26 protein-coding genes are annotated in these 26040 nt (G+C 42.6%); 22 read left to right on the top strand and 4 right to left on the bottom strand.

What is annotated here, in order from left to right; all coding sequences use genetic code 11:
- Positions 1 to 6 precede the first annotated feature (6 nt).
- The 4 genes from infC to H7F25_RS11725 all read left to right on the top strand — a co-directional run bounded on the left by infC (position 7) and on the right by H7F25_RS11725 (position 1468).
- Complete coding sequence (infC, locus tag H7F25_RS11740) at positions 7 to 522, top strand: translation initiation factor IF-3 (RefSeq protein WP_024425720.1); 516 nt, start codon at positions 7 to 9, stop codon at positions 520 to 522.
- 24 nt (positions 523 to 546) lie between these two features.
- Entirely contained in the window at positions 547 to 747 is a 201-nt protein-coding gene (gene rpmI, locus H7F25_RS11735) for a 50S ribosomal protein L35 (RefSeq protein ID WP_003216324.1), read from the top strand.
- 31 nt (positions 748 to 778) lie between these two features.
- Complete coding sequence (gene rplT / locus H7F25_RS11730) at positions 779 to 1138, top strand: 50S ribosomal protein L20 (protein WP_007501659.1); 360 nt, start codon at positions 779 to 781, stop codon at positions 1136 to 1138.
- Between the two features lie 63 nt (positions 1139 to 1201).
- The gene (locus H7F25_RS11725; protein ID WP_034279690.1) at positions 1202 to 1468 is read left to right on the top strand and encodes a DUF1294 domain-containing protein; all 267 of its coding nucleotides are present in this window, start codon (positions 1202 to 1204) and stop codon (positions 1466 to 1468) included.
- A gap of 17 nt (positions 1469 to 1485) precedes the next feature.
- Here H7F25_RS11725 and H7F25_RS11720 read toward each other — a convergent pair whose 3' ends face one another.
- The gene (locus H7F25_RS11720; protein WP_024426127.1) at positions 1486 to 1890 is read right to left on the bottom strand and encodes a hypothetical protein; all 405 of its coding nucleotides are present in this window, start codon (positions 1888 to 1890) and stop codon (positions 1486 to 1488) included.
- A 179-nt stretch (positions 1891 to 2069) separates the two neighbouring features.
- Here H7F25_RS11720 and H7F25_RS11715 point away from each other — a divergent pair, with 179 nt between their 5' ends.
- Together H7F25_RS11715 and cstA are read left to right on the top strand one after the other, a co-directional pair.
- Positions 2070 to 3158, top strand: a complete 1089-nt coding sequence (locus H7F25_RS11715) for a M42 family metallopeptidase (protein WP_073206890.1) — start codon at positions 2070 to 2072, stop codon at positions 3156 to 3158.
- A 346-nt stretch (positions 3159 to 3504) separates the two neighbouring features.
- On the top strand, positions 3505 to 5301 hold the full coding sequence (gene cstA, locus H7F25_RS11710) for a carbon starvation protein CstA (protein ID WP_024425724.1): 1797 nt from the start codon (positions 3505 to 3507) through the stop codon (positions 5299 to 5301).
- A gap of 43 nt (positions 5302 to 5344) precedes the next feature.
- Here cstA and sspI read toward each other — a convergent pair whose 3' ends face one another.
- Positions 5345 to 5566: a small acid-soluble spore protein SspI gene (sspI, locus tag H7F25_RS11705; RefSeq protein ID WP_024425725.1), complete on the bottom strand. Its 222-nt coding sequence runs from the start codon at positions 5564 to 5566 to the stop codon at positions 5345 to 5347.
- Positions 5567 to 5679: 113 nt separating this feature from the next.
- Between sspI and H7F25_RS11700 the strand changes: the two genes are divergently transcribed.
- The 3 genes from H7F25_RS11700 (at position 5680) to pheT (ending at position 10264) form a co-directional block, all read left to right on the top strand.
- Entirely contained in the window at positions 5680 to 6423 is a 744-nt protein-coding gene (locus H7F25_RS11700; protein ID WP_185853752.1) for a TrmH family RNA methyltransferase, read from the top strand.
- A 376-nt stretch (positions 6424 to 6799) separates the two neighbouring features.
- Positions 6800 to 7834 (top strand): phenylalanine--tRNA ligase subunit alpha, encoded by a 1035-nt coding sequence (gene pheS, locus H7F25_RS11695; RefSeq protein ID WP_034624184.1) that lies wholly within the window; start codon positions 6800 to 6802, stop codon positions 7832 to 7834.
- Positions 7835 to 7849: 15 nt separating this feature from the next.
- The gene (gene pheT, locus H7F25_RS11690; protein ID WP_185853751.1) at positions 7850 to 10264 is read left to right on the top strand and encodes a phenylalanine--tRNA ligase subunit beta; all 2415 of its coding nucleotides are present in this window, start codon (positions 7850 to 7852) and stop codon (positions 10262 to 10264) included.
- Positions 10265 to 10328: 64 nt separating this feature from the next.
- Here pheT and H7F25_RS11685 read toward each other — a convergent pair.
- Together H7F25_RS11685 and rnhC are read right to left on the bottom strand one after the other, a co-directional pair.
- Positions 10329 to 11479 (bottom strand): IS3 family transposase gene (locus tag H7F25_RS11685; RefSeq protein WP_185853750.1). Its coding sequence is split into 2 segments (ribosomal slippage): positions 10329 to 11206 and positions 11206 to 11479, totalling 1152 coding nucleotides; the frame shifts between segments, so codons are not numbered across the junction.
- Between the two features lie 111 nt (positions 11480 to 11590).
- Positions 11591 to 12469, bottom strand: coding sequence for a ribonuclease HIII (rnhC, locus tag H7F25_RS11680; RefSeq protein WP_044335331.1), 879 nt, complete (start codon positions 12467 to 12469; stop codon positions 11591 to 11593).
- Positions 12470 to 12648: 179 nt separating this feature from the next.
- Between rnhC and zapA the strand changes: the two genes are divergently transcribed.
- From zapA to trxA, 13 genes are all read left to right on the top strand, one after another.
- The gene (gene zapA, locus H7F25_RS11675) at positions 12649 to 12906 is read left to right on the top strand and encodes a cell division protein ZapA (RefSeq protein ID WP_012010831.1); all 258 of its coding nucleotides are present in this window, start codon (positions 12649 to 12651) and stop codon (positions 12904 to 12906) included.
- Between the two features lie 7 nt (positions 12907 to 12913).
- The gene (locus tag H7F25_RS11670) at positions 12914 to 13447 is read left to right on the top strand and encodes a CvpA family protein (protein WP_024423226.1); all 534 of its coding nucleotides are present in this window, start codon (positions 12914 to 12916) and stop codon (positions 13445 to 13447) included.
- Between the two features lie 114 nt (positions 13448 to 13561).
- Complete coding sequence (gene polX / locus H7F25_RS11665) at positions 13562 to 15274, top strand: DNA polymerase/3'-5' exonuclease PolX (RefSeq protein ID WP_185853749.1); 1713 nt, start codon at positions 13562 to 13564, stop codon at positions 15272 to 15274.
- A 21-nt stretch (positions 15275 to 15295) separates the two neighbouring features.
- The gene (locus tag H7F25_RS11660) at positions 15296 to 17653 is read left to right on the top strand and encodes an endonuclease MutS2 (protein WP_024423224.1); all 2358 of its coding nucleotides are present in this window, start codon (positions 15296 to 15298) and stop codon (positions 17651 to 17653) included.
- 14 nt (positions 17654 to 17667) lie between these two features.
- On the top strand, positions 17668 to 18072 hold the full coding sequence (locus H7F25_RS11655) for a DUF350 domain-containing protein (RefSeq protein ID WP_007501637.1): 405 nt from the start codon (positions 17668 to 17670) through the stop codon (positions 18070 to 18072).
- 163 nt (positions 18073 to 18235) lie between these two features.
- Positions 18236 to 18691, top strand: a complete 456-nt coding sequence (locus H7F25_RS11650; RefSeq protein WP_185853748.1) for an Imm63 family immunity protein — start codon at positions 18236 to 18238, stop codon at positions 18689 to 18691.
- A 99-nt stretch (positions 18692 to 18790) separates the two neighbouring features.
- Positions 18791 to 20509, top strand: coding sequence for an AMP-binding protein (locus H7F25_RS11645; protein ID WP_185853747.1), 1719 nt, complete (start codon positions 18791 to 18793; stop codon positions 20507 to 20509).
- 168 nt (positions 20510 to 20677) lie between these two features.
- A complete protein-coding gene (locus H7F25_RS11640; RefSeq protein ID WP_024427175.1) occupies positions 20678 to 21262 on the top strand; it encodes a fatty acid metabolism transcriptional regulator FadR in 585 nt (194 codons plus the stop codon).
- Positions 21263 to 21288: 26 nt separating this feature from the next.
- A complete protein-coding gene (locus tag H7F25_RS11635) occupies positions 21289 to 22068 on the top strand; it encodes an enoyl-CoA hydratase (RefSeq protein WP_025092456.1) in 780 nt (259 codons plus the stop codon).
- A gap of 31 nt (positions 22069 to 22099) precedes the next feature.
- Positions 22100 to 22873 (top strand): electron transfer flavoprotein subunit beta/FixA family protein, encoded by a 774-nt coding sequence (locus tag H7F25_RS11630; protein WP_024427173.1) that lies wholly within the window; start codon positions 22100 to 22102, stop codon positions 22871 to 22873.
- 43 nt (positions 22874 to 22916) lie between these two features.
- Entirely contained in the window at positions 22917 to 23894 is a 978-nt protein-coding gene (locus tag H7F25_RS11625; RefSeq protein ID WP_073206874.1) for an electron transfer flavoprotein subunit alpha/FixB family protein, read from the top strand.
- A gap of 75 nt (positions 23895 to 23969) precedes the next feature.
- Positions 23970 to 25448, top strand: a complete 1479-nt coding sequence (locus H7F25_RS11620) for an alpha-N-arabinofuranosidase (RefSeq protein WP_073206871.1) — start codon at positions 23970 to 23972, stop codon at positions 25446 to 25448.
- Positions 25449 to 25694: 246 nt separating this feature from the next.
- Positions 25695 to 26009, top strand: coding sequence for a thioredoxin (trxA, locus tag H7F25_RS11615; RefSeq protein WP_007501629.1), 315 nt, complete (start codon positions 25695 to 25697; stop codon positions 26007 to 26009).
- Positions 26010 to 26040: the final 31 nt, after the last annotated feature.

The following is a 26040-nucleotide window of genomic DNA, read 5'->3' as shown; positions in this document are numbered from 1 at the left end:
CTCACTATTAGCAAAGATCAATTAGTTAATGAAGGTATTCGTGCGCGTGAAGTTCGTTTGATCGGACAAAATGGCGATCAGCTTGGGATTAAAACCCGCCAGGAAGCTCTGGAAATTGCTGCTAAAGCTAATCTTGACCTTGTGTTAGTTGCTGCAAATGCAAAACCACCTGTTTGCCGAATCATGGACTATGGTAAGTTCCGATTCGAACAGCAGAAGAAGGAAAAAGAGGCACGTAAGAATCAAAAAATCATTAGCTTAAAAGAAGTTCGGTTGAGCCCGACAATCGATGAACATGATTTTAACACGAAGCTCCGTAATGCAATCAAATTCCTTGAAAAGGGAGATAAAGTGAAAGCTTCTATCCGCTTTAAAGGCCGTGCGATTACGCATAAAGAAATCGGACAGCGCGTGTTAGACCGTTTCTCTGAAGCTTGCGCTGAAGTAGCAACAGTAGAAACAAAACCTAAGATGGACGGACGCAGCATGTTCCTCATGCTTGCACCAAAAGTCGAAAAGTAAAGTAACAGAGGGAGGAAACATCCAATGCCAAAAATGAAAACTCACCGTGGATCTGCTAAACGTTTCAAAAAAACAGGTTCTGGTAAACTTAAACGTTCTCATGCGTACACAAGTCACTTGTTCGCTAACAAATCTACAAAGCAAAAACGTAAATTGCGTAAGAGCGCAATCGTAAGTGCTGGAGATTTCAAACGTATCAAACAACAACTTGCAAACATCAAGTAATTTGGAATAGGAATCATAGGAGGGAATTACAATGCCAAGAGTAAAAGGCGGAACTGTGTCGCGTCAGCGTCGTAAAAAGGTTCTTAAATTAGCAAAAGGTTATTTCGGTTCAAAACATAGATTATACAAAGTAGCAAACCAACAGGTGATGAAATCTGGAAACTACGCTTTCCGTGACCGTCGTCAGAAAAAACGTGACTTCCGTAAACTATGGATCACTCGTATCAACGCTGCAGCTCGTATGAACGGTCTTTCTTACAGCCGTTTAATGCATGGCTTAAAGCTTTCTGGTATCGAAGTAAACCGCAAAATGCTTGCTGACCTTGCTGTGAATGACCTAAATGCATTCAATCAGCTTGCTGATGCTGCAAAAGCACAACTAGACAAGTAAGTTTTATAAAAGATCATTCCTTCGAGGGGTGATCTTTTTTTCTCATCATGTGAGGTGAAATGAATGAATATGGCTTTAATCCTGCTGCTTATTTTAGTGAATGGCTACGGCTTTTTTCTCATGGGCGAGGACAAACGCCGGGCGAAAGCACATAAATGGAGAATTTCAGAGGCGCATTTATGGAGTGCTGCGGTTCTTTTTGGCGCTGCCGGATCGTATCTAGGAATGCAGTATTTCCGGCATAAAACAAAGCATCCTGCCTTTCAAATCGGCATGCCTTTATTAATTATTTTGCAGTTGATTCTATTGGGATATATCCAAGTTATTTGAAAAAGGAGCAGACGCCATTAGGACGGCGTGTCTGCTCCTTTTTTTTGTTTGATTTTTTTAATAGGCTGATCCCAATCAATTTTTGTTTGAGGATAACGCTCGATAATGTTTTCCTCCAGTTTTTCAAAGTCTTCTAATGTAAATTCACTCAGCTTCTCAGGTGACTCCGTCCAAACGTAAATGGAGTGGACAAACAGAGGATGATCCTTAGAAGGAACATGCTTCTCCCCTTCAAACAAGACACCTTTATAGACGAAATTAAAATTTTTGCGCGCATTTTGCTGTTCGTCCATAAAATAAAAGCCTTCTTTTAATTGTGCTTGTTTCAGCTTTCTTCTCGGGTTTGAGAAGAATTTTACCGCCATGTAGAAGATGTAGACAAGCAGTGCAACAAGAGCTAGTCTCATGAGGATTACAAACATGACAGGATGCACCTCCAATACCGTTATCTGATGTACTACGAATGAAAACGCCAAAAGGTTTCAACTTTTTTTAAAAAAATATTTCGTAAAACGAAAAAATATTCATAAAAAGATCGTATTGAACGAAAGAGGTTTTGTATAATAAGAATGCACCATGAAGATAAAGGAGGATAAATGAAATGACAAAGCTCGATCAAACATTAACTATGCTGAAAGACCTAACGGATGCAAAAGGGATTCCAGGAAATGAACGTGATGTCAAAAAAGTCATGCAGACATACATAGAATCATATGCAGATGAAGTCTCTACAGACCGCCTTGGCAGCTTGATCGCTAAAAAGGAAGGAAAAGCAAACGGACCTAAAATTATGCTCGCTGGTCACTTAGATGAAGTAGGATTCATGGTGACAAAAATTGATGACAAAGGCTACATTCGTTTTCAAACAGTCGGCGGCTGGTGGTCACAAGTCATGCTCGCCCAGCGTGTCACCATTGTGACGAAAAAGGGAGAGATCACTGGGGTAATTGGTTCAAAGCCACCACACGTCTTGTCACCTGAAGCTCGTAAAAAGTCAATTGAGATTACGGATATGTTTATTGATATTGGGGCGTCAAGCAAAGAACAGGCAATGGAGTGGGGCGTGCTGCCTGGAGATCAAATCGTTCCTTACTTTGAGTTTACAATCATGAATGATGAAAAAATGCTCCTTGCAAAAGCATGGGACAACCGCATTGGCTGTGCAGTGGCCATTGATGTCATGAAAAACTTACACAATGCTCAGCATGAGAATATTGCTTACAGCGTCGCAACTGTCCAAGAGGAAGTAGGCCTGCGCGGAGCCAAAACAGCAGCGGCTACAATTCAGCCCGATATTGGATTTGCCATTGATGTAGGTGTAGCAGGAGATACACCAGGCATCACTGAGAAAGAAGCAACTAGCAAACTTGGCAAAGGCCCAACGATTGTTGTATTTGATGCTTCAATGGTCTCTCATAAAGGACTTCGTGATTTTGTTGTCCAAACAGCTGATGAGCTGAACATTCCTTATCAATATGACTCAATGCCTGGCGGTGGGACAGATGCTGGCGGTATTCATTTAACAGGTCATGGAGTTCCATCACTATCTATCGGGATTCCGAGCAGATATATTCATACCCATGCTGCAATGATTCACCGAGATGATTATGAAAATGCAGTGAAGCTTTTAACAGAAGTGATCAAAAGACTTGATCAAAAAACCGTTGAACAGATTACGTACGGTTCTTAAGTAAGAATGCCTTTCCTCAGTACAAGGGAAAGGCTTTTTTTATTGAATTTCCCAGGAAATGAACGGTGTGTTCAAGTTGAGCCAAAAGAACTGTTTTTGGTAAAAGAAGAGAGTGTTTGCTAGTGAATAAGGCACATGTGATCGAGCGTTTATTTTTGTAAGATGAAAGCAATAAAAAGGACAGAGCCATAGAATGCCCTGTCAAAAGAGAGTTTATGGAAGTAGGTGAAGCTACCTTAAGAATAAACACATTATTCTTATTTGTCAACTTGGTTTTAAAAGAAAGAAAAATCAATCAATTTATGTTATATTTGTAACAAATTGTTTATACAAAGGGGATGGTTAAATGAATGCGGTTACAATTGTAATAGGATCTATGTGTATTTTAGCGATTGCCTATCGTCTTTATGGCACATTTATGATGGTCAAGGTATTAAAGGTCACAGATGATCATCCTACACCGGCTCACACGCTAGAGGACGGGAAAGATTATGTGCCGACAAATAAATGGGTCACATTTGGGCATCACTTTGCTGCGATTGCAGCTGCTGGTCCGTTAGTGGGTCCGATTTTAGCCGCTCAATTTGGATATTTACCTGGTCTCCTTTGGCTTTTAATTGGTGCAGTCATAGGCGGAGCTGTACATGATCTAGTCGTCTTATTTGCGTCGATGCGAAAAAAGGGGAAATCATTATCAGAGGTGGCGAAGGAAGAGCTGGGACCTGTTGCCGGGTTTTGTACAGGGCTTGCGATGCTGTTTATTATTACCATCACAATGGCAGGTTTGTCTATGGTTGTGCTTCACGCTTTAGAACGTAACCCTTGGGGGACATTTGCAGTTGGAATCACGATTCCGATTGCAATGGGGGTTGGTCTGTATTATAAAAAAACAGGCAATTTAAAGCTGGCGACATCTGCGGGATTTATTTTGCTGATGTTTGGTGTATTCCTTGGGCCAAATATTCAAGGAACGGCACTAGGTGATTTTTTAACACTTGATACAAAAACGCTTGCTCTTGCCCTGCCGATCTATGCCTTTTTTGCTGCGGCTCTGCCAGTTTGGCTGCTGCTTGCTCCGAGGGACTATTTAAGTAGTTTTATGAAAATTGGTGTATTCATTGCGCTGATTGCCGGAATCTTTGTCGTGAATCCGTCCATTCAATTCCCGGCATTTACAGAGTTTGTGAATGGAGGAGGACCTGTATTAGCTGGTCCTGTCTGGCCATTTATTTCAATTACCATTGCTTGCGGTGCCATTTCTGGTTTCCACGCATTTGTTGGTTCAGGGACAACACCTAAGATGCTGGACCGATGGAGTGATATGAAGCCTGTTGCGTTTGGGGCAATGCTTGTGGAATGCTTAGTTGGGATTATGGCTTTAATTGCGGCTACTGCTCTGCATCCAGGAGATTATTTTGCGATAAACAGTACGCCAGAAGTGTTCCGTACACTTGGTATGAGTGTCGAAAACCTTCCGCAGCTGAGTAAGGAAATCGGCCTCGACTTAGAAGGAAGAACGGGTGGTGCCGTAACATTAGCGGTAGGGATGGCGTATATCTTTACGGGGATTCCGTTCTTTAGTCATTTGGCTTCTTACTTCTTCCAGTTCGTCATTATGTTTGAGGCTGTCTTTATTTTAACTGCTATTGATGCGGGGACACGTGTGGCACGCTATTTGATTCAAGACTTCTTAGGTGAAGCATATAAACCGCTTAAACGAACTGACTGGGTACCTGGTTCGGTGTTTGCAAGTGCGCTTGCTTGTTTTATGTGGGGATACTTACTTTACTCAGGGGACATCGGGTCTATTTGGGCGCTGTTTGGGGTTTCAAATCAGTTAATGGCCTCGGTTGGGTTAATCATCGGGGCAACCGTTGTATTAAAAATTGCAGATAAAAGGCGATATATGCTGACTTGTTTAATTCCGCTTGCTTACTTATATGTGACGGTGAATTATGCAGGCTATTGGATGGTAGCAAATGTATATCTCAATCCTGAAGCATCCGGTTACAGCGTGCTGAATGCGGTGCTGTCGATCATCATGCTGATCTTAGGTTTTGTGATTATTGTGTTTGCGATAAAAAAATGGGTCGAAATCTGGCGTGATCCAGCGCTTCGAATGGAAACGCCTATCACTGGCTAAATGAAAAAGGCCGGCTTGCTTTTATAAGCAAACCGGCTTCTTTTTATTGCTGCTGCTGAGGCTTTAAGCCTTGTTCTAATGTTTCAAGGATCTCATTTTTCTCGTTTTCTGATGCTTCTTGCCATAGCACTTCGAACAACACGCCAAGGCCTGGCAGCATTTTTTCCTCGCCGCTTTGAATAGCATCTAAAATCGTATGTTCAAGCTGTTCTTGATTATGGCCAGTAATGTTTTGAATGACTGCGCCTCTTAAATTAAAATCCATTGCCCACACTCCTTTTTTGATGGTAATAGCCCTATTCTGTCTCAAAGACAGGTTTATTATGTAGTGTGCATGAGATATAATAAATTCATGATAATTAAAGGAGTTAACGTCGCTTGAAATATATAGAATCAGCTAAAAACACAAACATTAAACATTGGAAGAAGCTCCATACGAAAAAAGAACGAACGAAAACGGGGCTGTTTCTCGTGGAGGGAATACATTTAGTAGAAGAAGCATTAAAGAGCGGGATCGTGAAGGAATTAATGGTCACCTCGCCCGATATGCTTCCTTCTCATATCCAGCCTGACATTGAGCTTTATGAACTGAGCGAAGAGGCTTTTTCTGCCATGACAGAAACAGAAACGCCTCAGCACATTGCCGCAGTCTGTACAGTTCCTGTTTTTGAAAAAAAGAAGGTTGAACGGCTTCTTTTATTAGACGCAGTGCAGGACCCGGGGAATTTAGGCACACTCATTCGAACAGCAGATGCTGCTGGTCTTGATGCTGTGATCTTAGGAGAAGGAACAGTTGATGCGTTTAACGGAAAAACGCTCCGTTCGGCACAAGGGTCTCATTTTCACCTGCCTATCTTGAAGCAAACCCTTCAACAGGCGATCACGGAGCTGAAAGAACGAGGCATACCTGTATACGGAAGTGCCTTAAAAGATGCGAAAGAGTATAAAAGCGTAACGGCAGAAGGTCCTTTTGCATTAATTGTTGGAAATGAAGGAGCAGGTATTGATCCAGAGATTCTGCAAATGACAGACCAAAATTTATATGTGCCAATGTATGGGCAGGCAGAATCATTAAATGTAGCTGTTGCAGCCGCTGTTCTTGTCTATCATTTGCGTGGATAATGTTGCAACATGCGTTTATTTTCACTATAATAAAACTAATATTTTAAAAACCATGATAGAGGAAGATTGTTTCAAGAAGCGGCCTTTTAGGGAGAATGCATCGTAGACTGAAAGTGCATTTAAGGAATGCTGAAACAGGAATTCACCTCTGGAGTTGTCACCGGGACCGCAGGTTTTGCGTAAAGGTGAACCGGATTCGTTTGATTCCGTTATGTCAATGAAGCTTATTCGCACATGCATTTGTGCTTAACAAGGGTGGTACCGCGACCACAACTCGTCCCTTCTTTTATGGAGGAACGAGTTTTTTTATTGTCTTCAAACGATCAAACAGCCGTTTATCCGAGCGGTTTTGTATATCAAAAGGAGGATCACACTCATGCAAGAAACGTTAAAACAGCTTGAAACAGAGGCGATAGCAAAGGTTGAAGCAGCCAGCTCGCTCAAAGAGGTCAATGACATTCGTGTTCAATATTTAGGGAAAAAAGGACCGATTACAGAAGTACTTCGCGGAATGGGCAAGCTCTCCGCAGAAGAAAGGCCGAAAATGGGTGCACTTGCAAACGAAGTAAGAGAGCAGATTGCTAGTGCCATTGCTGAAAAAAATGAACAGCTGGAAGCAGAAGAAGTGAAGAAAAAACTTGCTTCTCAAACGATCGATGTTACTTTGCCGGCAAGTCCAATCAAAATGGGAGCAAGACATCCATTAACGATAGTTGTCGAAGATATTGAAGATTTATTTATCGGAATGGGCTATACCGTTGAGGAAGGTCCTGAAGTGGAAACAGATTATTATAACTTTGAAGCATTGAATCTTCCAAAGGAGCATCCGGCACGTGATATGCAGGACAGTTTCTATATTACCGAAGATACACTGATGAGAACACAAACATCACCAGTACAAGCACGTACACTTGAGAAATATAAAGGACAAGGTCCTGTGAAGATCATCTGTCCTGGGAAAGTATATAGACGTGACAGTGATGACGCGACTCATTCACATCAATTTATGCAAATTGAAGGGCTTGTCGTCGATCACAATATTAGCATGAGTGATCTAAAAGGAACGCTGGAGACAGTCGCAAGAAAAATGTTTGGGGAAGATCGTGAAATTAGACTGCGTCCAAGCTTTTTCCCATTCACAGAACCATCTGTCGAAGTCGATGTGTCTTGCTTTAAATGCGGCGGGAAGGGCTGCTCTGTATGTAAAGGAACAGGCTGGATTGAGATTTTAGGTGCAGGAATGGTTCATCCGAATGTCCTGAAAATGAGCGGATTTGATCCAGAAACTTACCAAGGCTTTGCTTTTGGAATGGGTGTGGAACGGATTGCGATGCTGAAATACGGCATTGATGATATTCGCCATTTCTACACAAATGACATTAGATTCACAAAGCAATTCAAGCAGGACTAAGAGGAGGAAATCAACATGTTTGTTTCATATAAATGGTTAGAAGACTATGTCGATTTAGAAGGCATCAAGCCGGCTGAACTAGCAGAAAAAATCACAAGAAGCGGAATTGAAGTGGAAGCCGTTGAATATAAAGGCGAAGGCATCAAAGGAGTTGTCGTTGGACACGTCATTGAGCGTGAACAGCATCCGAATGCGGATAAATTAAACAAATGTCTTGTTGATATCGGCGAAGACGCACCGGTGCAAATTATTTGCGGGGCTCCGAATGTGGAGAAAGGACAGTATGTGGCCGTCGCAACGGTTGGTGCAGTCCTTCCTGGCAACTTTAAAATTAAAAAAGCAAAACTGCGCGGTGAAGAGTCTCATGGCATGATTTGTTCTCTGCAAGAATTAGGCGTAGAGAGCAAGCTCGTACCAAAGGAATATGCAGAAGGGATTTTTGTTTTCCCGAATGACGTGAAACCAGGGGATGATGCCCTCCAAGCACTTCAATTAGATGATGCGGTGCTTGAGCTTGGCTTAACACCAAACCGTGCCGATGCCCTGAATATGCTGGGTGTCGCTTATGAGGTTGCCGCCATTTTAGGGAGAGACATCAAGCTTCCTGATACAGCACATGACACTTCTTCCGAAAAAGCAGCAGACTATATTTCTGTTAAAATTGAGGATCAAGAAGCGAATCCACTTTATGCAGCGAAGATCATTAAAAATGTAAAGGTTGGACCAGCACCGCTTTGGATGCAAACAAGATTGATGAATGCAGGCATCCGTCCAATTAACAACGTCGTGGATATTACAAACTTTGTACTGCTTGAATACGGCCAGCCGCTTCATGCCTTTGATTATGACCGCTTTGGTTCAAAGCAGGTGGTTGTACGTAAAGCGTCTGATAGCGAAATCATTCAAACACTCGATGAGCAAGAGCGTACATTATCATCAAGGCATCTTGTCATCACGAATGGAACGAAAGCGCACGCGGTAGCTGGCGTCATGGGCGGCTTTGAATCAGAGGTGCGTGATGAGACAACGACGATTCTTTTAGAAGCGGCATATTTCAACGGTCAAACAGTCCGTCAAGCATCTAGAGACTTAGGGCTTCGCAGTGAATCAAGCACACGATTTGAAAAAGGACTCGATCCGCAGCGTACGAAACCGGCAGCAGAAAGAGCAGCTCAATTGATCAGTATGTATGCAGGCGGTGAAGTGCTAAGTGGTACAGTTGAGGAAAATCACCTTGAAGCAAGTATGAATGTCATTCACGTATCAACTGAGCGTGTGAACAAGGTGCTTGGAATGAGCATTTCAAAAGAAGATATGATTCAGATTTTCAACAAACTAGGCTTTACAGTAGGCGAATCAAATGATGTTCTTGTCGTAACGGTTCCTTCCCGCAGAATGGATATTACGATTGAAGAAGACCTCATTGAAGAAGTTGCAAGATTATATGGCTACGATAATATTCCATCTACACTGCCTGCGACAGCCGGCACTGTTGGCGGTCTCACACCATACCAAGTAAAGCGGAGAAAGGTCAGACGTTTCTTAGAGGGCGCAGGACTTTCTCAAGCGATTACGTATTCATTGACGAATCAGCATAAGTCCACAGCTTTTGCCCTGCATCCAGCTTATAAAACGAGACTTTCTCTGCCAATGAGTGAGGAACGCAGTGTGCTAAGACAAAGTCTTCTGCCAAACTTACTTGATTCTGTAGCATATAACTTGGCAAGACAAGCTGATTCATTCGGATTTTATGAAACGGGCTCAGTTTTCTTAGCAGAAGCTGAAGGGGCAAAACCAGTGGAAAAAGAACATGTCGCTGGTGCGCTGACAGGCTTATGGCATAAGAATCTTTGGCAGGGCGAGAAAAAAGCTGTCGACTTTTATGTAGCGAAAGGAATTGCTGAAGGATTGTTTGAAAAGCTTGGTGTGTCAGACCAAATCACATATGTTCAAGCAGAGCGTGAGGGTCTTCACCCAGGGCGAACAGCAGATGTTCACTTAAATGGTCAAGTCATTGGCTTTGTTGCCGCAGTGCATCCAGTCGTTGAAAAAGAATTGGATCTAAAAGAAACGTATGTGTTCGAGTTTGATTTAACAGATGTGATGACGTCTGAAACGAAGGATATGAAATATACAGCGATTCCGAGATTCCCTGCTGTGACAAGAGATATTGCACTTGTTGTCGATCAGCATATCTCAAGCGGACAGCTGGAGCGTGTGATCTATGAAGCAGGCGGTCAATTACTCACAGACCTATCTGTATTTGATGTATATGAAGGGGAACATATGGAAGAAGGCAAAAAATCTGTGGCATTCTCTCTTCAATATTTAAACCCTGAACAAACGTTGACCGAGGAAGAAGTCACAGCTGTTCATACAAAAGTATTGAAAGCACTAGAAGATACGTATCAAGCCGTCTTACGCGGTTAAAGAAAAAAAGCTATGGCCTCATGGGGGACTGACCCCCGTTTTTGAGACAGGGATCAAAACACCTTTATACAGCCAATTGCCGATAGTTGATCGGTGATTGGTTGTTTAGTTTTGTTTGAATACGAATGTTGTTATAATAATAAATGTATTCTTTGACAGTGCGTTCTACGATGGTGGTCGTAGTTCGATCAATGCTGTTAAGATAGAACGTTTCAGACTTTAGCGAGGAATGAAACGATTCGATGGAGGCATTATCAGCGGGCGTCCCTTTACGGGACATGCTCATGGTAATGCCTTTTATATGAACAGCTTTCTGATACTCGTAAGATGTATACCCAGAACCTTGGTCGCTATGTAACACACAGTTTTCAGGCAGTGCTGGGAGCTGATCAAGTGTGTTTAAAATAAAGTCTGTGTCCTGCTTATCACCAATCGTAAACGCAATCACTTCTCCATTATATAAATCCAATATACTGGAAAGGTACAATTGTTTCTGTCCATAAGGCAAATACGTGATGTCCGTTACTAGTTTTTCAAGAGGGCGATCAGACTGAAAGTTCCGATCCAGTATATTACCAGCCACAGCATAGGGCTGCCCATTTTTCTTACGCTTTTTCATTTTAACCCGGCACTGCCACTGGTTTTTCTGCATGATACGTTGAACAGTTTTATGGTTAATACGCATTCTCACTTTTAGTAAGGCTGTGATTTTTCGGTATCCATATCGATACTTGTGCTCTCGGCACAACGTGCCGATTTGTTTCTCTAGTTGTCTTTTAGAATGATTCTGATTCAGATTCTTTTTCCATCTATAGTACGAAGCGCGTGAGACGCCTAAATGGACACAGATGTCCTGTACTGTCATTGTTTTGCACAATTCTTCTACCAGTTTGATTGACGTTTCCTTATCAACTTCCTTTCCAATTCGTTGTACTTTTTTAAAACTTCATTCTGTTGACTCAGATAGCGATTTTCTGCCTGCAGTCTCTCTAATTCGGAAGAGTACTCGGGACCCTTTCTATGGATATATTGTTTTCCAACAGGCTGTTCGAACCGGTGTGTATCCCCAGCCTTATGCCACCTCACCCATGTCTGAACCTGCGTTTTATTTTTGATATTCAATTCCCGCAAGATCTCTTTCATTGATACGCCTGCCAATCTCATTTCTACAGCCTTCTGTTTGACTTCAACCGGATAACTCACTCTTGTCCCCATAGAAAAAACACCTCCATGTTTTATTTCGGATCACAACGATCTGTTTTCAAACTTGAAGGTGTTTTTTATTTGTCTCATCTTATGGGGTCAGTCCCTGGGCCCTAGCTTTTTTTATAGCATTTTTTTCGCTTTTTGTGTGTTGGCAAAATGCAGCTTTGTAAATTGACGTAAAGCATCTTCACCATGCATTTTGATGAGCTTGGCGGCGGCCTTATCTACATGAGGACCGGCCCCTTTTGGGATGTCAAAGCCTGCAGCCTGTGATAATTTGTCCATTTCAATTAAAAAGGCGTACCTTGCGATAATGGAAGCTGCAGCGACTGACAAATGGATGCCTTCTGCTTTTGTACTAAAATACGTCCGCTCCCGGATAATTTTTTTCCCGGCCAGATGCTTGAAATAAATGCCTGGTTCTGCAAATTGGTCAATCAAAATGGCTTCAGGCTGCTTTCCATCGAGTTTTTCTAGCACAGAGGTGATGACTTGGTTATGAAGCAGTGCCTTCATTTTTCCTTGACTCATGCCCTTTTCCTGCATCGTATTGTACTTTTCATTTCGGAGAACGAGAAGACTGAACGGAATGGTTTTGATGAGATCCTTGGCAATGTTGATAATTTGCGGGTCCTTTAATCCTTTTGAGTCTTTTACGCCAAGCTCTTTCATTAAAGCAAGCTGGCTGGCATCAACATAGGCCGCACAGACTGTGATCGGTCCGAAATAATCACCTGTACCTACTTCATCTGAACCGACGACCGACATGGAAGCAATGCCAGGCGGCGGACTGTATTTTGTGACAGCAGGTGATTTTTGACTTTTCGTATCAGCTGCTTGTAAATGGCTGAATTGACTGGCTTCAGCTTCTGCCTTTTGTCCTTGAAAGAGCACTTTTCCAGATCGATAAGCTGTAATCGTACAGCCAGGGACTTTTGCTTGAAATAGGGCGCCTGGCGGCAAAGTGTCTGTTAAATGGTGCGCATACGCGCTCTTCATTTTTTTGAGGTCTTCTGATGTTGCTTTTAAAACGGATTGGGGCACAGTGGATAACTCCTTTTTACCTTGATATCATTGATTTCTAAAGTGTACCATAACAGGTAAGGGCTCGTCTTTCCATTCAATGTCTAAACATGTTATGATAGAGACTAGGATTCTCGTGGAATGGAGGAGAAACGTTGTCTGACGGCGGTAAAACGAAAACAACAGTTGAGATATACGGACAGTCCTATACGATCATCGGTCAAGAAACGAAGATGCATATGCGGCATGTTGCGTCAATTGTTGATGATAAAATGAGAGAAATAAATGAAAAAAATCCATACCTTGATATAAACAAATTAGCTGTACTGACAGCAGTCAATGTCGTCCACGACTACTTGAAATTAAAAGAGCAATACGAAAAATTAGAGATTCAGCTAAAAGAAAAGGAATGAAATTACCGTGATCGATATCATCATTTTGTTTTTGCTTCTTATGGGAACGCTTGTCGGTCTAAAACGCGGGTTTATTCTTCAATTTATTAAATTGATCAGCTTTGTTGTTTCTATCTTAGTGGCGTCCATGTTTTATCAGTCACTGGCACCACAGCTTACGTGGATTCCGGCACCTAATTTTAGCGGCGGTCAACCGCAGCTCGCTTTCTTTAGCGGGAATCTAGAAACAGCTTATTATAATACCATTGCGTTTATCATTCTGTTTATCTTGACCAAAATCCTGCTCGCCATCATTGGCGGATTGCTCACAACCATTGCAAGTATACCTGTGATTAAACAGGTGAACAAACTGCTTGGCGGTGTTTTAGGATTTCTTGAAACCTATTTATTTGTGTTTATTCTATTGTTTGTCGCTGCATTACTTCCAGTAGATGCGCTGCAAACAATGATGAGCAAATCAATGTTAGCAGATGTGATCGTAAACAACACCCCTTACCTGTCCGGTCTTGTCAAAGACCTCTGGTCGACGTATGGAGTTTAAAAACTTCTCCTTTCCTGGAGAAGTTTTTTCTCATTCCATGACAGAAAGTTGTAGGATGAAGGGAAAGTTTGTATATTAATATAGGAAGATGCCAAAGCGGCTGGAGGATGAGAGATGAATAAAAAAGATATTATCAAACTTCTTGAAACAATTGCAGTATATATGGAACTAAAAGGAGATAATCCTTTTAAAATTTCTGCCTTTCGTAAAGCAGCAGCGGCACTGGAACAAGACGACCGCAGCCTTTCTCAAATAGATGATCTATTAGCATTACCCGGCATTGGAAAAGGAACCTTTGCTGTGATCACAGAGTATATCGAAAAAGGACAATCAGAAACACTTGAACAATTAAAAAAGGAAGTGCCTGAAGGACTTGTCCCGCTCTTAAAATTGCAAGGACTTGGCGGGAAGAAGATTGCTAAGCTTTATCAAGAGCTTGGAGTCCATGATGCACAGTCATTAAAGGAAGCATGTGAAAAGGAAAAAGTACAAGCGCTTGCAGGCTTCGGTAAAAAAACAGAAGAAAAGATTCTCGCTGCTCTTGAGGAGGCCGGAAAGCAGCCAGAACGACTGCCAATTGGCTTTGCATTAGATGTGGCAGAGCGAATTGATCATGCGCTTGAACAGATGAAGGGTATTCTTCGTTTTTCAAGAGCTGGCAGTTTAAGACGTGCACGGGAAACTGTCAAAGATCTAGATTATATCATTGCAACCAGCGATCCTGAACAAGTCAGAGAGCAGCTCGTTGCACTCGATGATGTCAAAGACGTTATCGCAAGCGGTGATACGAAGGTATCTGTCATTCTTGCCCTTGATTTTGAGATCAGTGTAGACTTCCGGCTTGTGACAACAGATCAATTTGCCACAACGCTGCATCATTTCACCGGCTCAAAAGATCACAATATTCGCATGCGCCAGCTGGCGAAGGAACGCGGAGAGCGTATTAGTGAATATGGTGTGGAAACAATTGAAACTGGAGAAGTCAAAACGTTTGAAGACGAGGCCGCTTTTTATGCGCATTTTGAACTTCCGCTCATTCCGCCAGAAATTCGTGAAACCGGAGCGGAGATTGATACGTATAAAGAAAGTATGCAATTTGTAGAGTTAAAAGATATCAAAGGCGACCTTCATATGCACTCGACTTGGAGTGACGGCGCATTTTCTATTCGCGAAATGGCAGAGGCATGTATCGCAAAAGGCTATGAATACATGGCGATTACAGACCACTCGCAATATTTAAAAGTAGCAAACGGTTTAACAAAAGAACGTTTACGTCTGCAAGAAAAAGAAATTGACAAGCTGAATCAAGAATTTGAGCATTTTCACATTTTCAAAGGGGTCGAAATGGATATTCTCCCGGATGGATCATTAGATTATGATGATGACTTTTTATCAGACATGGATTTTGTGATTGCGTCTATCCATTCGAGCTTTTCTCAGCCAGAGGAAGTCATAATGGAGCGCCTTGAAAATGCGCTGCGGAATCAGCATGTGGATTTAATTGCACATCCAACAGGCCGTTTGATCGGCAGACGGGACGGCTATGCCTTAAATATAGATCAGCTTATAGAGCTTGCGAAGAAAACGGGAACTGCACTAGAGCTCAACAGCAACCCGTCAAGACTTGATTTGAGAACAGAGCATTTAATGAAAGCAAACGAAGCAGGTGTAAACATCATGATCAATACAGATGCACACAATATCACCATGCTGGATCATATGGAAGTTGGTGTAACAGCTGCAAGAAAAGGCTGGACACCAAAAGCAAATGTCGTGAATACTTTTTCTCTAAACGAGATCAAAAAGTTTTTAACGCGTGACAGGTAGTCGTTAGGAGGCTGGACCATGCTGCAACAAAAAGTGTTAGCATCATTAGAATTTCATAAAGTAAAAGAAAAAGTCATGTCCTATACCGCATCCTCATTAGGAAAAGAAAGAGCGCAGGATTTAACGCCGCTGACGGATATAGAAACCATTCAGCATTTGCTGGAAGAGGTAGCAGAAGCACAGGATGTTATCCGCTTAAAGGGATCGGCGCCATTTGGCGGGCTAACGGATATTAGACGCGGGGTCAAACGGGCAGAAATCGGCAGTACATTAAGCCCGTCTGAGCTCATGGAAATTGCAGGACTATTATATGCTGTGAAGAATATGAAGCATTTTCTCAAGTCCATGTATGAAGATGGTGTAGACATACCACGACTTCATACATATGCAGAGACACTGATTTTACTGCCTGAAGTCAGAAAAGAAATCGAAAGCTGTATTGGTGATAATGGAGAAGTTCTCGACCATGCCACCCCGGCACTTCGTTCATTGCGCATACAATTACGTTCACTTGAATCAAAAGTTCGAGATAAATTAGAATCCATGATTCGCTCACAATCTGCTTCGAAAATGCTGTCAGACACGATTGTCACTATTCGTAATGATCGGTTTGTGATTCCGGTAAAGCAGGAGTACCGCTCGAATTACGGCGGAATTGTTCACGATCAGTCATCATCTGGGGCAACCCTTTTTATCGAGCCGCAAGTGGTCGTGGATTTAAATAACACCTTGCAGCAAACCCGTTTAAAAGAAAAACAAGAGGTCGAAAAGATCCTGCAAATGCTGACAGAGAGTGTGTCAGAACACATTGAGGAACTGCTTCACAATGTAAAGGAGCTTCAGACGTTAGATTTTATTTTTGCTAAAGCAAAATATGCAAAGGCAGAAAAAGCCACAAAGCCTGCTGTGAACGATCAAGGGGAGATTTATTTAAAACGGGCAAGACATCCTCTATTGCCTCGTGATCAGGTTGTGGCAAACGACATTGAGCTCGGTAAAGATTTTTCAACCATCGTCATTACTGGCCCAAATACAGGGGGTAAGACAGTTACTTTAAAAACGCTTGGTCTTCTGACGCTGATGACGCAGTCAGGCCTTCATATTCCAGTTGAAGAAGGATCAGAAGTGGCGGTATTTGACCAAGTCTTTGCTGATATTGGAGATGAACAGTCGATTGAGCAAAGCTTGAGTACATTCTCATCTCATATGGTCAATATTGTGGATATCTTAAAGAATTTGACATCTAACTCACTCGTGTTATTTGATGAATTAGGGGCAGGAACAGACCCTGCTGAAGGTGCCGCGCTGGCCATGAGTATCTTAGATGAAGTGCATCAAACAAATGCACGCGTCATCGCAACGACTCACTATCCTGAGCTGAAGGCTTACGGATATAACCGAGAAGGTGTCACAAATGCGAGTGTGGAGTTTGACATTGAAACCTTATCACCAACGTACCGCTTGCTCATCGGTGTGCCCGGACGAAGTAATGCATTTGAAATTTCTAAACGTCTTGGTTTGCCAGATCACCTCATTGACCGGGCAAAAGCGGATATGCATGCCGAACATAATGAAGTAGACCAAATGATTGCTTCATTAGAAGACAGCAAGAAACAAGCAGAAGAAGAGCTGCATGAGACAGAAATCTATAGAAAAGAAGCAGAAAAGCTTCATAAAGAATTGCAGAGACAAATTCTTGAATGGAATGAGCAAAAGGACAAACTGCTAGAAGAAGCTGAACAAAAAGCGGCAGAAAAAATTGAACAAGCCTCAAAAGAAGCAGAAGATATTATTCAAGAGCTTCGGTCGATAAAAAATGAGCATCGCTCATTCAAAGAACATGAACTCATCGATGCGAGAAAGCGTCTTGAAGAAGCAGTCCCTGAGTTTGACCGGAAGAAAAAGCCAGAGCCGGTGAAAAAAGCAGCAAGACAGCTAAAATCAGGCGACGAAGTGAAAGTGCTCACCTTCGGGCAAAAAGGAACGCTGCTTGAACAAACAGGTGACAAAGAATGGAGTGTCCAAATGGGCATTCTGAAAATGAAAGTAAAAGAAAAAGACATGGAATTTATCAAATCAGCACCTGAATTTAAGCAGGAAAAAGCCATTACGGCAGTCAAGGGAAAAGACTATCATGTATCGCTTGAGCTTGACTTAAGGGGCGAGCGTTATGAAAATGCCTTAAGCAGAGTCGAGAAATATTTAGATGATGCTGTCTTAGCTGGTTATCCGCGAGTGTCAATCATTCACGGAAAAGGAACTGGCGCCCTTAGAAAAGGGGTTCAGGAATTACTGAAACAGCACCGAAGTGTGAAAAATGCTCGTTTTGGGGAACAAGGCGAGGGAGGATCAGGCGTTACCATCGTCGAATTAAAGTAAAAAGGAGAAAACGCATGAAAGCCTTTTGGGAAAATGAACTTGTGGAAATTGCCGCCTATTACAGCGTGGCCGTCCTATGTCTTGTCTTATTTCTAACCATTTTTGAACTCGTTACCTCCTATAAAAACTGGGAAGAGATCCAGCGTGGGAACTTAGCTGTTGCCATGGCAACAGGTGGAAAGATTTTTGGGATTGCGAATGTGTTTCAGCATTCAATCGCACAGCACAATTCCCTTCTGCAAATGGTTGGATGGGGCGTATACGGCTTTGTGATGCTGCTTGTCAGCTATTTCATTTTTGAATTTTTAACACCGCGATTTAAAGTAGACAAAGAGATTGAGAATGATAATAGAGCGGTCGGGTTTATTTCACTCATTATTTCAGTTGGGCTGTCTTACGTAGTAGCAGCCGGCATTTAAGGAGACGACATGGAAAAGCTAGCAAAAGTATTAATCGTAGTTGCCTGCACTTTTGCGGTCATTGGTGCCGTTTACATGTTCCTGTGAAATGAAGAAGACAAAGTGAGAAAGCTGTCAGGGATTCCTTGGCAGCTTTTATCTCACCCAAAGGCGGGCGAATCACATGAAGAAAATTCTGCAAAAAGACGAACTCATAAAGCGCATTGATACATGTCTCCAAATGACATCCCTGCCAAGAGACATATATGAACCGTATATTGCACGCCCATTTCAAACGACTGGATTTTTTGATGATTTGAGCCCATATATTCAAATCGATTCGAGCGGCTATATTCTCATTCAATATGAACGAGGAATCCAAATGCTTCACAAAAGAACAAAAGCGGCGGGTGAAGTCATTTACTGGATTTTAGAAGACACGATCTTTCTTACAGTCTACATAGACATGATGAGGCAGTATCAAGTCGACAACATCCAGACGCATTTACCTAATGACCCGAGTATCCATCAACAGATCGTGGAGAGAGTAAATGAGTCATTTCGAGCAATTGGTGGATTATATGAACAGTGGCATCATGAAGGAAAAAGAGCATCGATCGAAACACCAGCGAAGAAATAAAGATGGCATGGAACCAAGCTCTATTTGAAAAAAGCAAACTGCCTTAAGGAAAAGTTTGCTATAATAAAATAGTACGAAAGTTCAGGAAGGAGGGTTTTTATGCAGTCAGATAAACGTTGGCTTCTGCATTACCCGAATCAAATTCCCCACGAACTCACCATCCCAAATGAGACGTTACAATCTTACTTATTCAGCTCCGCAGAGGCTGCACCTGAGCATACAGCCATTCATTTTCTAGGAAAAAACATCACCTATGAACAGCTCCAGGAAGAAGCATTGAAACTAGCTGGTCACCTGATGAAAATTGGCGTGAAAAAAGGCGACAGAGTAGCGATCATGCTGCCAAACTGTCCTCAATCTGTCATTTCTTATTATGCTGTTTTAATTGCAGGCGGCATCGTTGTTCAAACGAACCCGCTTTATACGGAGAAAGAACTGGCATATCAAATGGAGGACAGTGGCTCAAAAGTGCTGATTACACTGGATTTATTGTATCCAAAGGCCTATAAAATGAAAGCGCTGACAAGTATGGAGCACTTGATCATCACCAAACTACAGGATTATTTACCATTTCCGAAAAACATTCTGTTTCCTATTGTCCAAAAAAGAAAAAATAAAATGGTCATCGAAGTCGAGAAAAGTGAGACCATTCATCACTTCTCACAAATCATGAAAGAATCGTCAGAAGAACAGATTCCGGCGCTTGCCTTTGAACCGAAAGAGGATGTCGCTGTTTTGCAATATACAGGAGGAACGACTGGTTTACCAAAAGGGGTCATGCTGACGCATGAAAATATTTTAGCGAATACTGAAATGTGCGCTTCTTGGATGTATAAAACGACAAGAGGCAAAGAACGAATCCTTGGCATCATTCCGTTTTTTCATGTATACGGAATGACGACCGTATTAAATCTTGCTGTCAAAGAAGGGCATTCAATGATTCTCCTTCCGCGATTTGACGCAGCTGATACCCTCAAAACGATTGAAAAACAGAAACCGACACTCTTTCCAGGTGCACCCACCATGTATATCGCCTTGCTGCATCATCCGAACATTGAAAAATATGACCTGTCGTCCATCACTGCATGTTTAAGCGGCTCGGCGGCTCTTCCTGTTGAAGTCAAACAGAGCTTTGAGAAATTAACAGGAGGGCGATTAGTAGAGGGGTATGGTCTTTCAGAAACTTCGCCAGTGACCCATTCTAACTTTTTATGGGGAGCGAACAAAATAGGCAGCATTGGCTGTCCGTGGCCTGGGACAGACGCAGGCATTTATTGCGAGGAAACGGGTGGTCTTAAAGAGCCGTATGAGCACGGAGAAATTATCGTCAAAGGGCCGCAGATTATGAAAGGCTACTGGAATCAGCCAGAGGAGACAGCAGCTGTATTAAGGGATGGATGGTTTTTCACCGGAGATATTGGGTATATGGATGAGGACGGTTTTTTCTATATCGTTGACCGGAAAAAAGATGTCATTATTGCGAGCGGTTATAATATTTACCCAAGAGAGGTCGAAGAAGCCCTATATGAGCATGAGCTTGTACAAGAAGTCGTTGTCGCAGGTATACCAGATCCTTATAGAGGCGAAACAGTAAAAGCGTTTGTTGTACCGAAAAAGGATGCTTATTTAACAGAGGATGAACTCGATCGCTTTGTCAGAACGAGAATTGCTTCATTTAAAGTACCGCGCGTGTATGAATTTAAAGAATCACTGCCTAAAACGGCTGTCGGAAAAATTTTGCGCAGAGTATTAATTGAAGAAGAAAAAAGAAAGCAAGCTTCATCATCTGAGACACCTGTCGATCAATTGAAGAAATAACGACCTTCATCATCCGGTCGAGCGGCCGGATGATTTGAATGATGACTGTCTGCTCTGGTATGATAAAGGTTGAAAAGAAGGAAGAAGATCTCTTGACAAATCACCCGTTTCTTTTTAACATAAAGTTATGAATGAATGCTCATTCAATTTAGAAAGGGACGAAGCACATTGAAGCAGAAAAGACCGAAGTACATGCAAATTATTGATGCAGCAGTTGTGGTGATTGCGGAGAACGGCTATCATCAATCACAAGTTTCAAAGATTGCGAAACAAGCAGGGGTAGCAGACGGAACCATTTATCTTTATTTCAAAAACAAAGAGGATATTCTCATCTCATTGTTCAAAGAAAAAATGGGACAATTCATCGAACGGATGGAGACAGATATTCAAAAGAAGCCGTCTGCAAAAGAAAAGCTTCTACTGTTGATTGAGGAGCATTTTCGCATGCTGGCGCAAAATCATCATTTGGCTCTTGTGACACAGCTTGAACTCAGGCAGTCAAACCTTGAGCTGCGGCAAAAAATCAATGAGGTGCTAAAAGGGTATTTAAATATGCTCGAGTCGATTTTAACAGAAGGAAAGAAAACAGGAGAATTCAGACAAAATTTAGATGTCCGCTTAGCAAGACAAATGGTATTTGGGACGATTGATGAAACCGCAACAACATGGGTCATGAATGATCAAAAATATGATCTGCCTGCACTCGCAGAAAGTGTACATGATCTGCTGTTAAACGGAATACATCAATCCTAAAGACAATGTGAAAAAGGATGATTGACATGGAAAAAATACTCAGCTTACATCATGAAGGACAGACAGCGCTCATCACGATTCAGAACCCGCCTGCAAATGCCTTATCCTCTCAGCTGCTCACTGAGCTTAATGACATGTTCGATAAGCTCGAACAGAATGAAGAAGTAAGAGCGATTGTGATTCACGGAGAAGGCAGATTCTTCTCAGCAGGTGCTGATATTAAAGAATTTACGACTTTACAGGAAGAGTCTGATTATGCAAGCCTCGCTGATAGAGGACAGCAAGTCTTTGAACGGATTGAACAGTGTCCAAAGCCAGTCATTGCCTCGATTCACGGAGCAGCATTAGGCGGAGGCCTTGAGCTTGCTATGTCTTGTGATATCCGAATCGCAACAAAAGATGCAAAGCTTGGACTGCCAGAACTAAACCTCGGCATTATTCCAGGATTCGGCGGCACGCAGCGCCTCCCTCGCTACGTTGGTTCTGCTAAAGCGCTTGAAATGATGGGAACAGCTGAACCGATTACAGGTGAAGAAGCATTTACGTGCGGCCTTGTTACAAAGCTGGCAGAAACAGAGGAAGAAGCGCTCGAAGCGGCTAAAACACTTGCGGGGAAATTTGCCGCGAAAAGCCCAAAATCACTTGAATATGTGCTTGATTTATTGAACGCCACAAAATTGTATTCATATGATGGCGGAATGAAGCTGGAAGCCAAAAAGTTTGGTGAGGTTTTCCAATCAAATGACGCCAAAGAAGGCATCCAGGCCTTTATAGAAAAGCGCAAACCGAACTTTAAAGGGGAATAAGGGATAAGTACGACACAAGGGGGAGAAATAAATGAATATATTTGTTTTGATGAAGCGTACGTTTGACACGGAAGAGAAAATTTCGATTCAGTCTGGTGCAATTCAAGAAGATGGAGCAGAGTTCATTATTAATCCTTATGACGAGTATGCCATTGAAGAAGCCATTCAGCTTCGCGATGAGCACGGGGGAGAAGTGACCGTTGTGACAGTTGGCGGTGAGGATGCAGAGAAACAGCTGAGAACAGCGCTTGCTATGGGCTGTGACAGGGCCGTCTTATTAAACGTCGAAGATGACTTAGAAGAGTGGGACCAATATTCAGCTTCTACCATTCTTTATCACTATTTAAAAGACAAAGAGGCTTCCTTGATCTTAGCAGGGAATGTAGCAATTGACGGCGGCTCTGGACAGGTAGCACCGCGTCTTGCTGAATTACTTGGCTTTTCATATGTAACAACGATAACAAGTATTCAAATTGACGGCGGCTCTGTATCGATTGAACGAGATGCAGAGGGGGATGTGGAAGTCATTTCTGCCGAACTCCCGCTTGTCGTCACAGCTCAGCAAGGACTCAATGAGCCTCGCTATCCATCATTACCAGGCATTATGAAGGCAAAGAAAAAGCCTTTAGAAGAATTGGAACTTGATGATTTAGATCTGGATGAAGACGATGTACCATATAAAATCAAAACAATTGAACGTTTCTTACCGGAGAAAAAAGAGGGTGGCAAGGTGCTGAGCGGCGAGCTTCAGGATCAAGTCAAAGAACTGACAGATCTACTCAGAAATGAAGCAAAAGTCATCTAAACATCCACTTTACGATATCACGAGAACAAGGGGGAGCTTAAAGATGAGTAAAAAAGTTGTTGTACTTGGAGAAAGTCGTGACGGTAAATTAAGAAATGTGACATTTGAAGCCATTGCTGCCGCTCACAAAGTGGCAGATGGCGGTGAGGTCATTGGCGTGTTAATAGGGGATGACGTCAAAGACCTAGCAGATGAACTGCTTTACTATGGAGCGGATCATGTCATGATTGTGGAGCATCCGCACCTTTCATATTATACGTCAGATGGTTTTGCGCAGGCACTTCAAGCCATATTAGATCAGGTCGATCCGGATGCTGTGCTCTTTGGCCATACGTCGATCGGAAAAGACTTGTCGCCGAAAATAGCTGCACGTCTCCAGACTGGCTTGATTTCAGATGCGATCGATGTAAGCGTTACCGGTGAACATCTTGTTTTCACTAGACCGATTTACTCTGGAAAAGCTTTTGAAAAAGTCATTTCGACAGACCGCCTGCTTCTAGCAACCATCCGGCCAAACAACGTGGCACCACTTGAGCGTGATGCGTCACGAGGCGGAGAAGTCACGCCGGTTTCTGTCGATATTCAGAACCTTCGGACGATCGTGAAGGAAGTCATTAAAAAAACGTCAGAAGGTGTAGATTTATCGGAAGCAAAGGTCATTGTTGCTGGAGGGCGCGGGGTTAAGAGCAAGGAAGGCTTTGAACCGCTGAATGAACTCGCTGAGACGCTGGGGGCAGCAGTCGGAGCCTCGCGCGGAGCCTGTGACGCTGACTATTGTGATTATGCCCTGCAAATTGGTCAGACGGGAAAAGTGGTCACACCTGATCTTTATATTGCATGCGGGATATCAGGAGCGATTCAGCATTTAGCGGGAATGTCTAACAGTAAAGTCATTGTGGCAATCAACAAAGACCCAGAAGCGGAAATTTTCAAAATCGCCGATTATGGAATCGTTGGTGACTTGTTTGAAGTGGTACCGCTTTTGAATGAAGAGTTAAAAAAGATGAATATCCACTCGTAACGCTCATACACTCAGAATGCCTAGGTATTCTGGGTTTTTTTGTATGTGATCAAGCAGAAAAGGAGCGGTTGACAAGTGAAGGGGACAGTAAAAGTCAATGACGTGATCGGACGCATTTCTAAACACATTTATGGGCACTTTCAAGAGCATTTAGGAAGAGGGATTTATGACGGGATTTGGGTAGGAAAAGACTCAGAGATTGATCATATTGAAGGGATTCGTACCGATGTGCTAAAGGCGCTTCAAGCATTACATATTCCGGTGCTGAGGTGGCCGGGGGGCTGCTTCGCAGACGAGTATCACTGGGCAAATGGTGTAGGTGATCTCAGTGAACGAAAGCCGATGGTCAATACCCACTGGGGTGGTACGGTTGAATCTAATGCATTTGGGACACATGAATTTATGACATTGTGTGAGCTGCTTGAATGTGAGCCTTACATTTGCGGCAATGTGGGAAGCGGGTCTGTTCAAGAATTAGCCGATTGGGTCGAATACATGACATTTCCAAAAGGGACACCTATGTCAGACTGGCGCATTCAAAATGGAAAACAAGAACCTTGGAAGCTGACCTATGTTGGTGTAGGCAATGAAAGCTGGGGCTGCGGCGGGAATATGACGCCTGAATACTATGCAGATTTATATAAACGCTATCAAACGTACGTAAGAGAATTTGCAGGGCAGCGTATTTATAAAATCGCCTGCGGTGCGAACTCTAATGACGTGAATTGGACAAAAGTATTGATGGAGCGGGCTGCACCGTGGATGGATGGGCTCAGTTTACATTATTACACCGTACCTGGTACATGGGAGAAAAAGGGGTCAGCGACTGAATTTGATGAAGATGAATGGTTTATCACGCTGAAAAAGGCTTATGAGATGGAACGGCTTGTCGAAGACCATGGAGAAATCATGGATCGTTATGACCCAGACAAGCGAATCGGGATGATTATTGATGAATGGGGGACATGGTATGACCCAGAGCCAGGAACAAATCCTGGGTTTTTATATCAGCAAAACACGCTAAGAGACGCCCTTGTGGCCGCCCTCCATTTTCATATTTTTCATCGCCATTGCGAGCGGATTCATATGGCAAATATTGCTCAGACGGTCAATGTGCTGCAAGCGATGGTATTAACAAAGGACGAAAAGATGCTTCTGACACCTACGTATCATGTATTTCACATGTTTCAAGTGCATCAAGAGGAAGAAGCGCTTGAAGTGGAGTTCGTTTCACCGCCGTATGAACGAAGAGGTGAAAAAATTCCTCAGGTCAGTGTGTCAGCCTCGCGTTCATCAGGGAAGATGCATATTAGCTACTGTCACTTGAATCCGCATGAACAAACAGAGATATCCCTTGCCATTGCAGGGATTGATGAACAAACGAAAGTCACTGGACGTGTGCTGACGGCCGATCGCATGAATGCCCATAATACATTCGATGAACCTCATTCTGTTCAGCCAAAAGACTTTCAGCAAATGACTGTAAAGTCCGGCGAATTAACAGTGGAGCTGCCGCCAATGTCAGTGGTCATGATAACTGTCGACCTCGCTTAATTGCATATTTCGATGTTTGATGAGAAGAATGTTGGGGCATCATACATTGTAAATGAAGCGGAAAGGGTGTCATGTCATATGCTTAGAACCATTCTAATGATCATCGGTGCGATTGTTGTTATTGGTGCGATTATACGGTTTGTTTTTTAATTCATTTCCTAAAAAATGATTCGTAAGCATTTCATTCGCAAGTCACATTGGTAGATGCTATACTAAAAAGCATAATTTACATTGGAGGAATGAATAATGGCAATCGTAAAAGCTACTGACGCAACATTTTCACAAGAAACTGCAGAAGGTGTTGTTCTTGCAGACTTTTGGGCACCATGGTGTGGACCTTGTAAAATGATTGCTCCAGTTCTTGAAGAACTTGATCAAGAAATGGGCGACAAAATGAAAATCGTAAAAATTGATGTAGACGATAACCAAGAAACTGCTGGTAAATACGGCGTTATGAGTATCCCAACACTTCTTGTTTTAAAAGACGGTGAAGTTGTAGAAACTTCTGTTGGTTTCAAACCAAAAGAAGCACTTGCTGAACTTGTCAACAAACATCTATAAACCGATCTATGTCCAAGCGGCATAATCATTG

Source organism: Bacillus sp. PAMC28571 (assembly GCF_014250435.1).
In the GTDB taxonomy this organism is placed as follows: domain Bacteria; phylum Bacillota; class Bacilli; order Bacillales; family Bacillaceae; genus Bacillus; species Bacillus safensis.
This window is presented reverse-complemented; position numbering and strand designations above follow the sequence as displayed.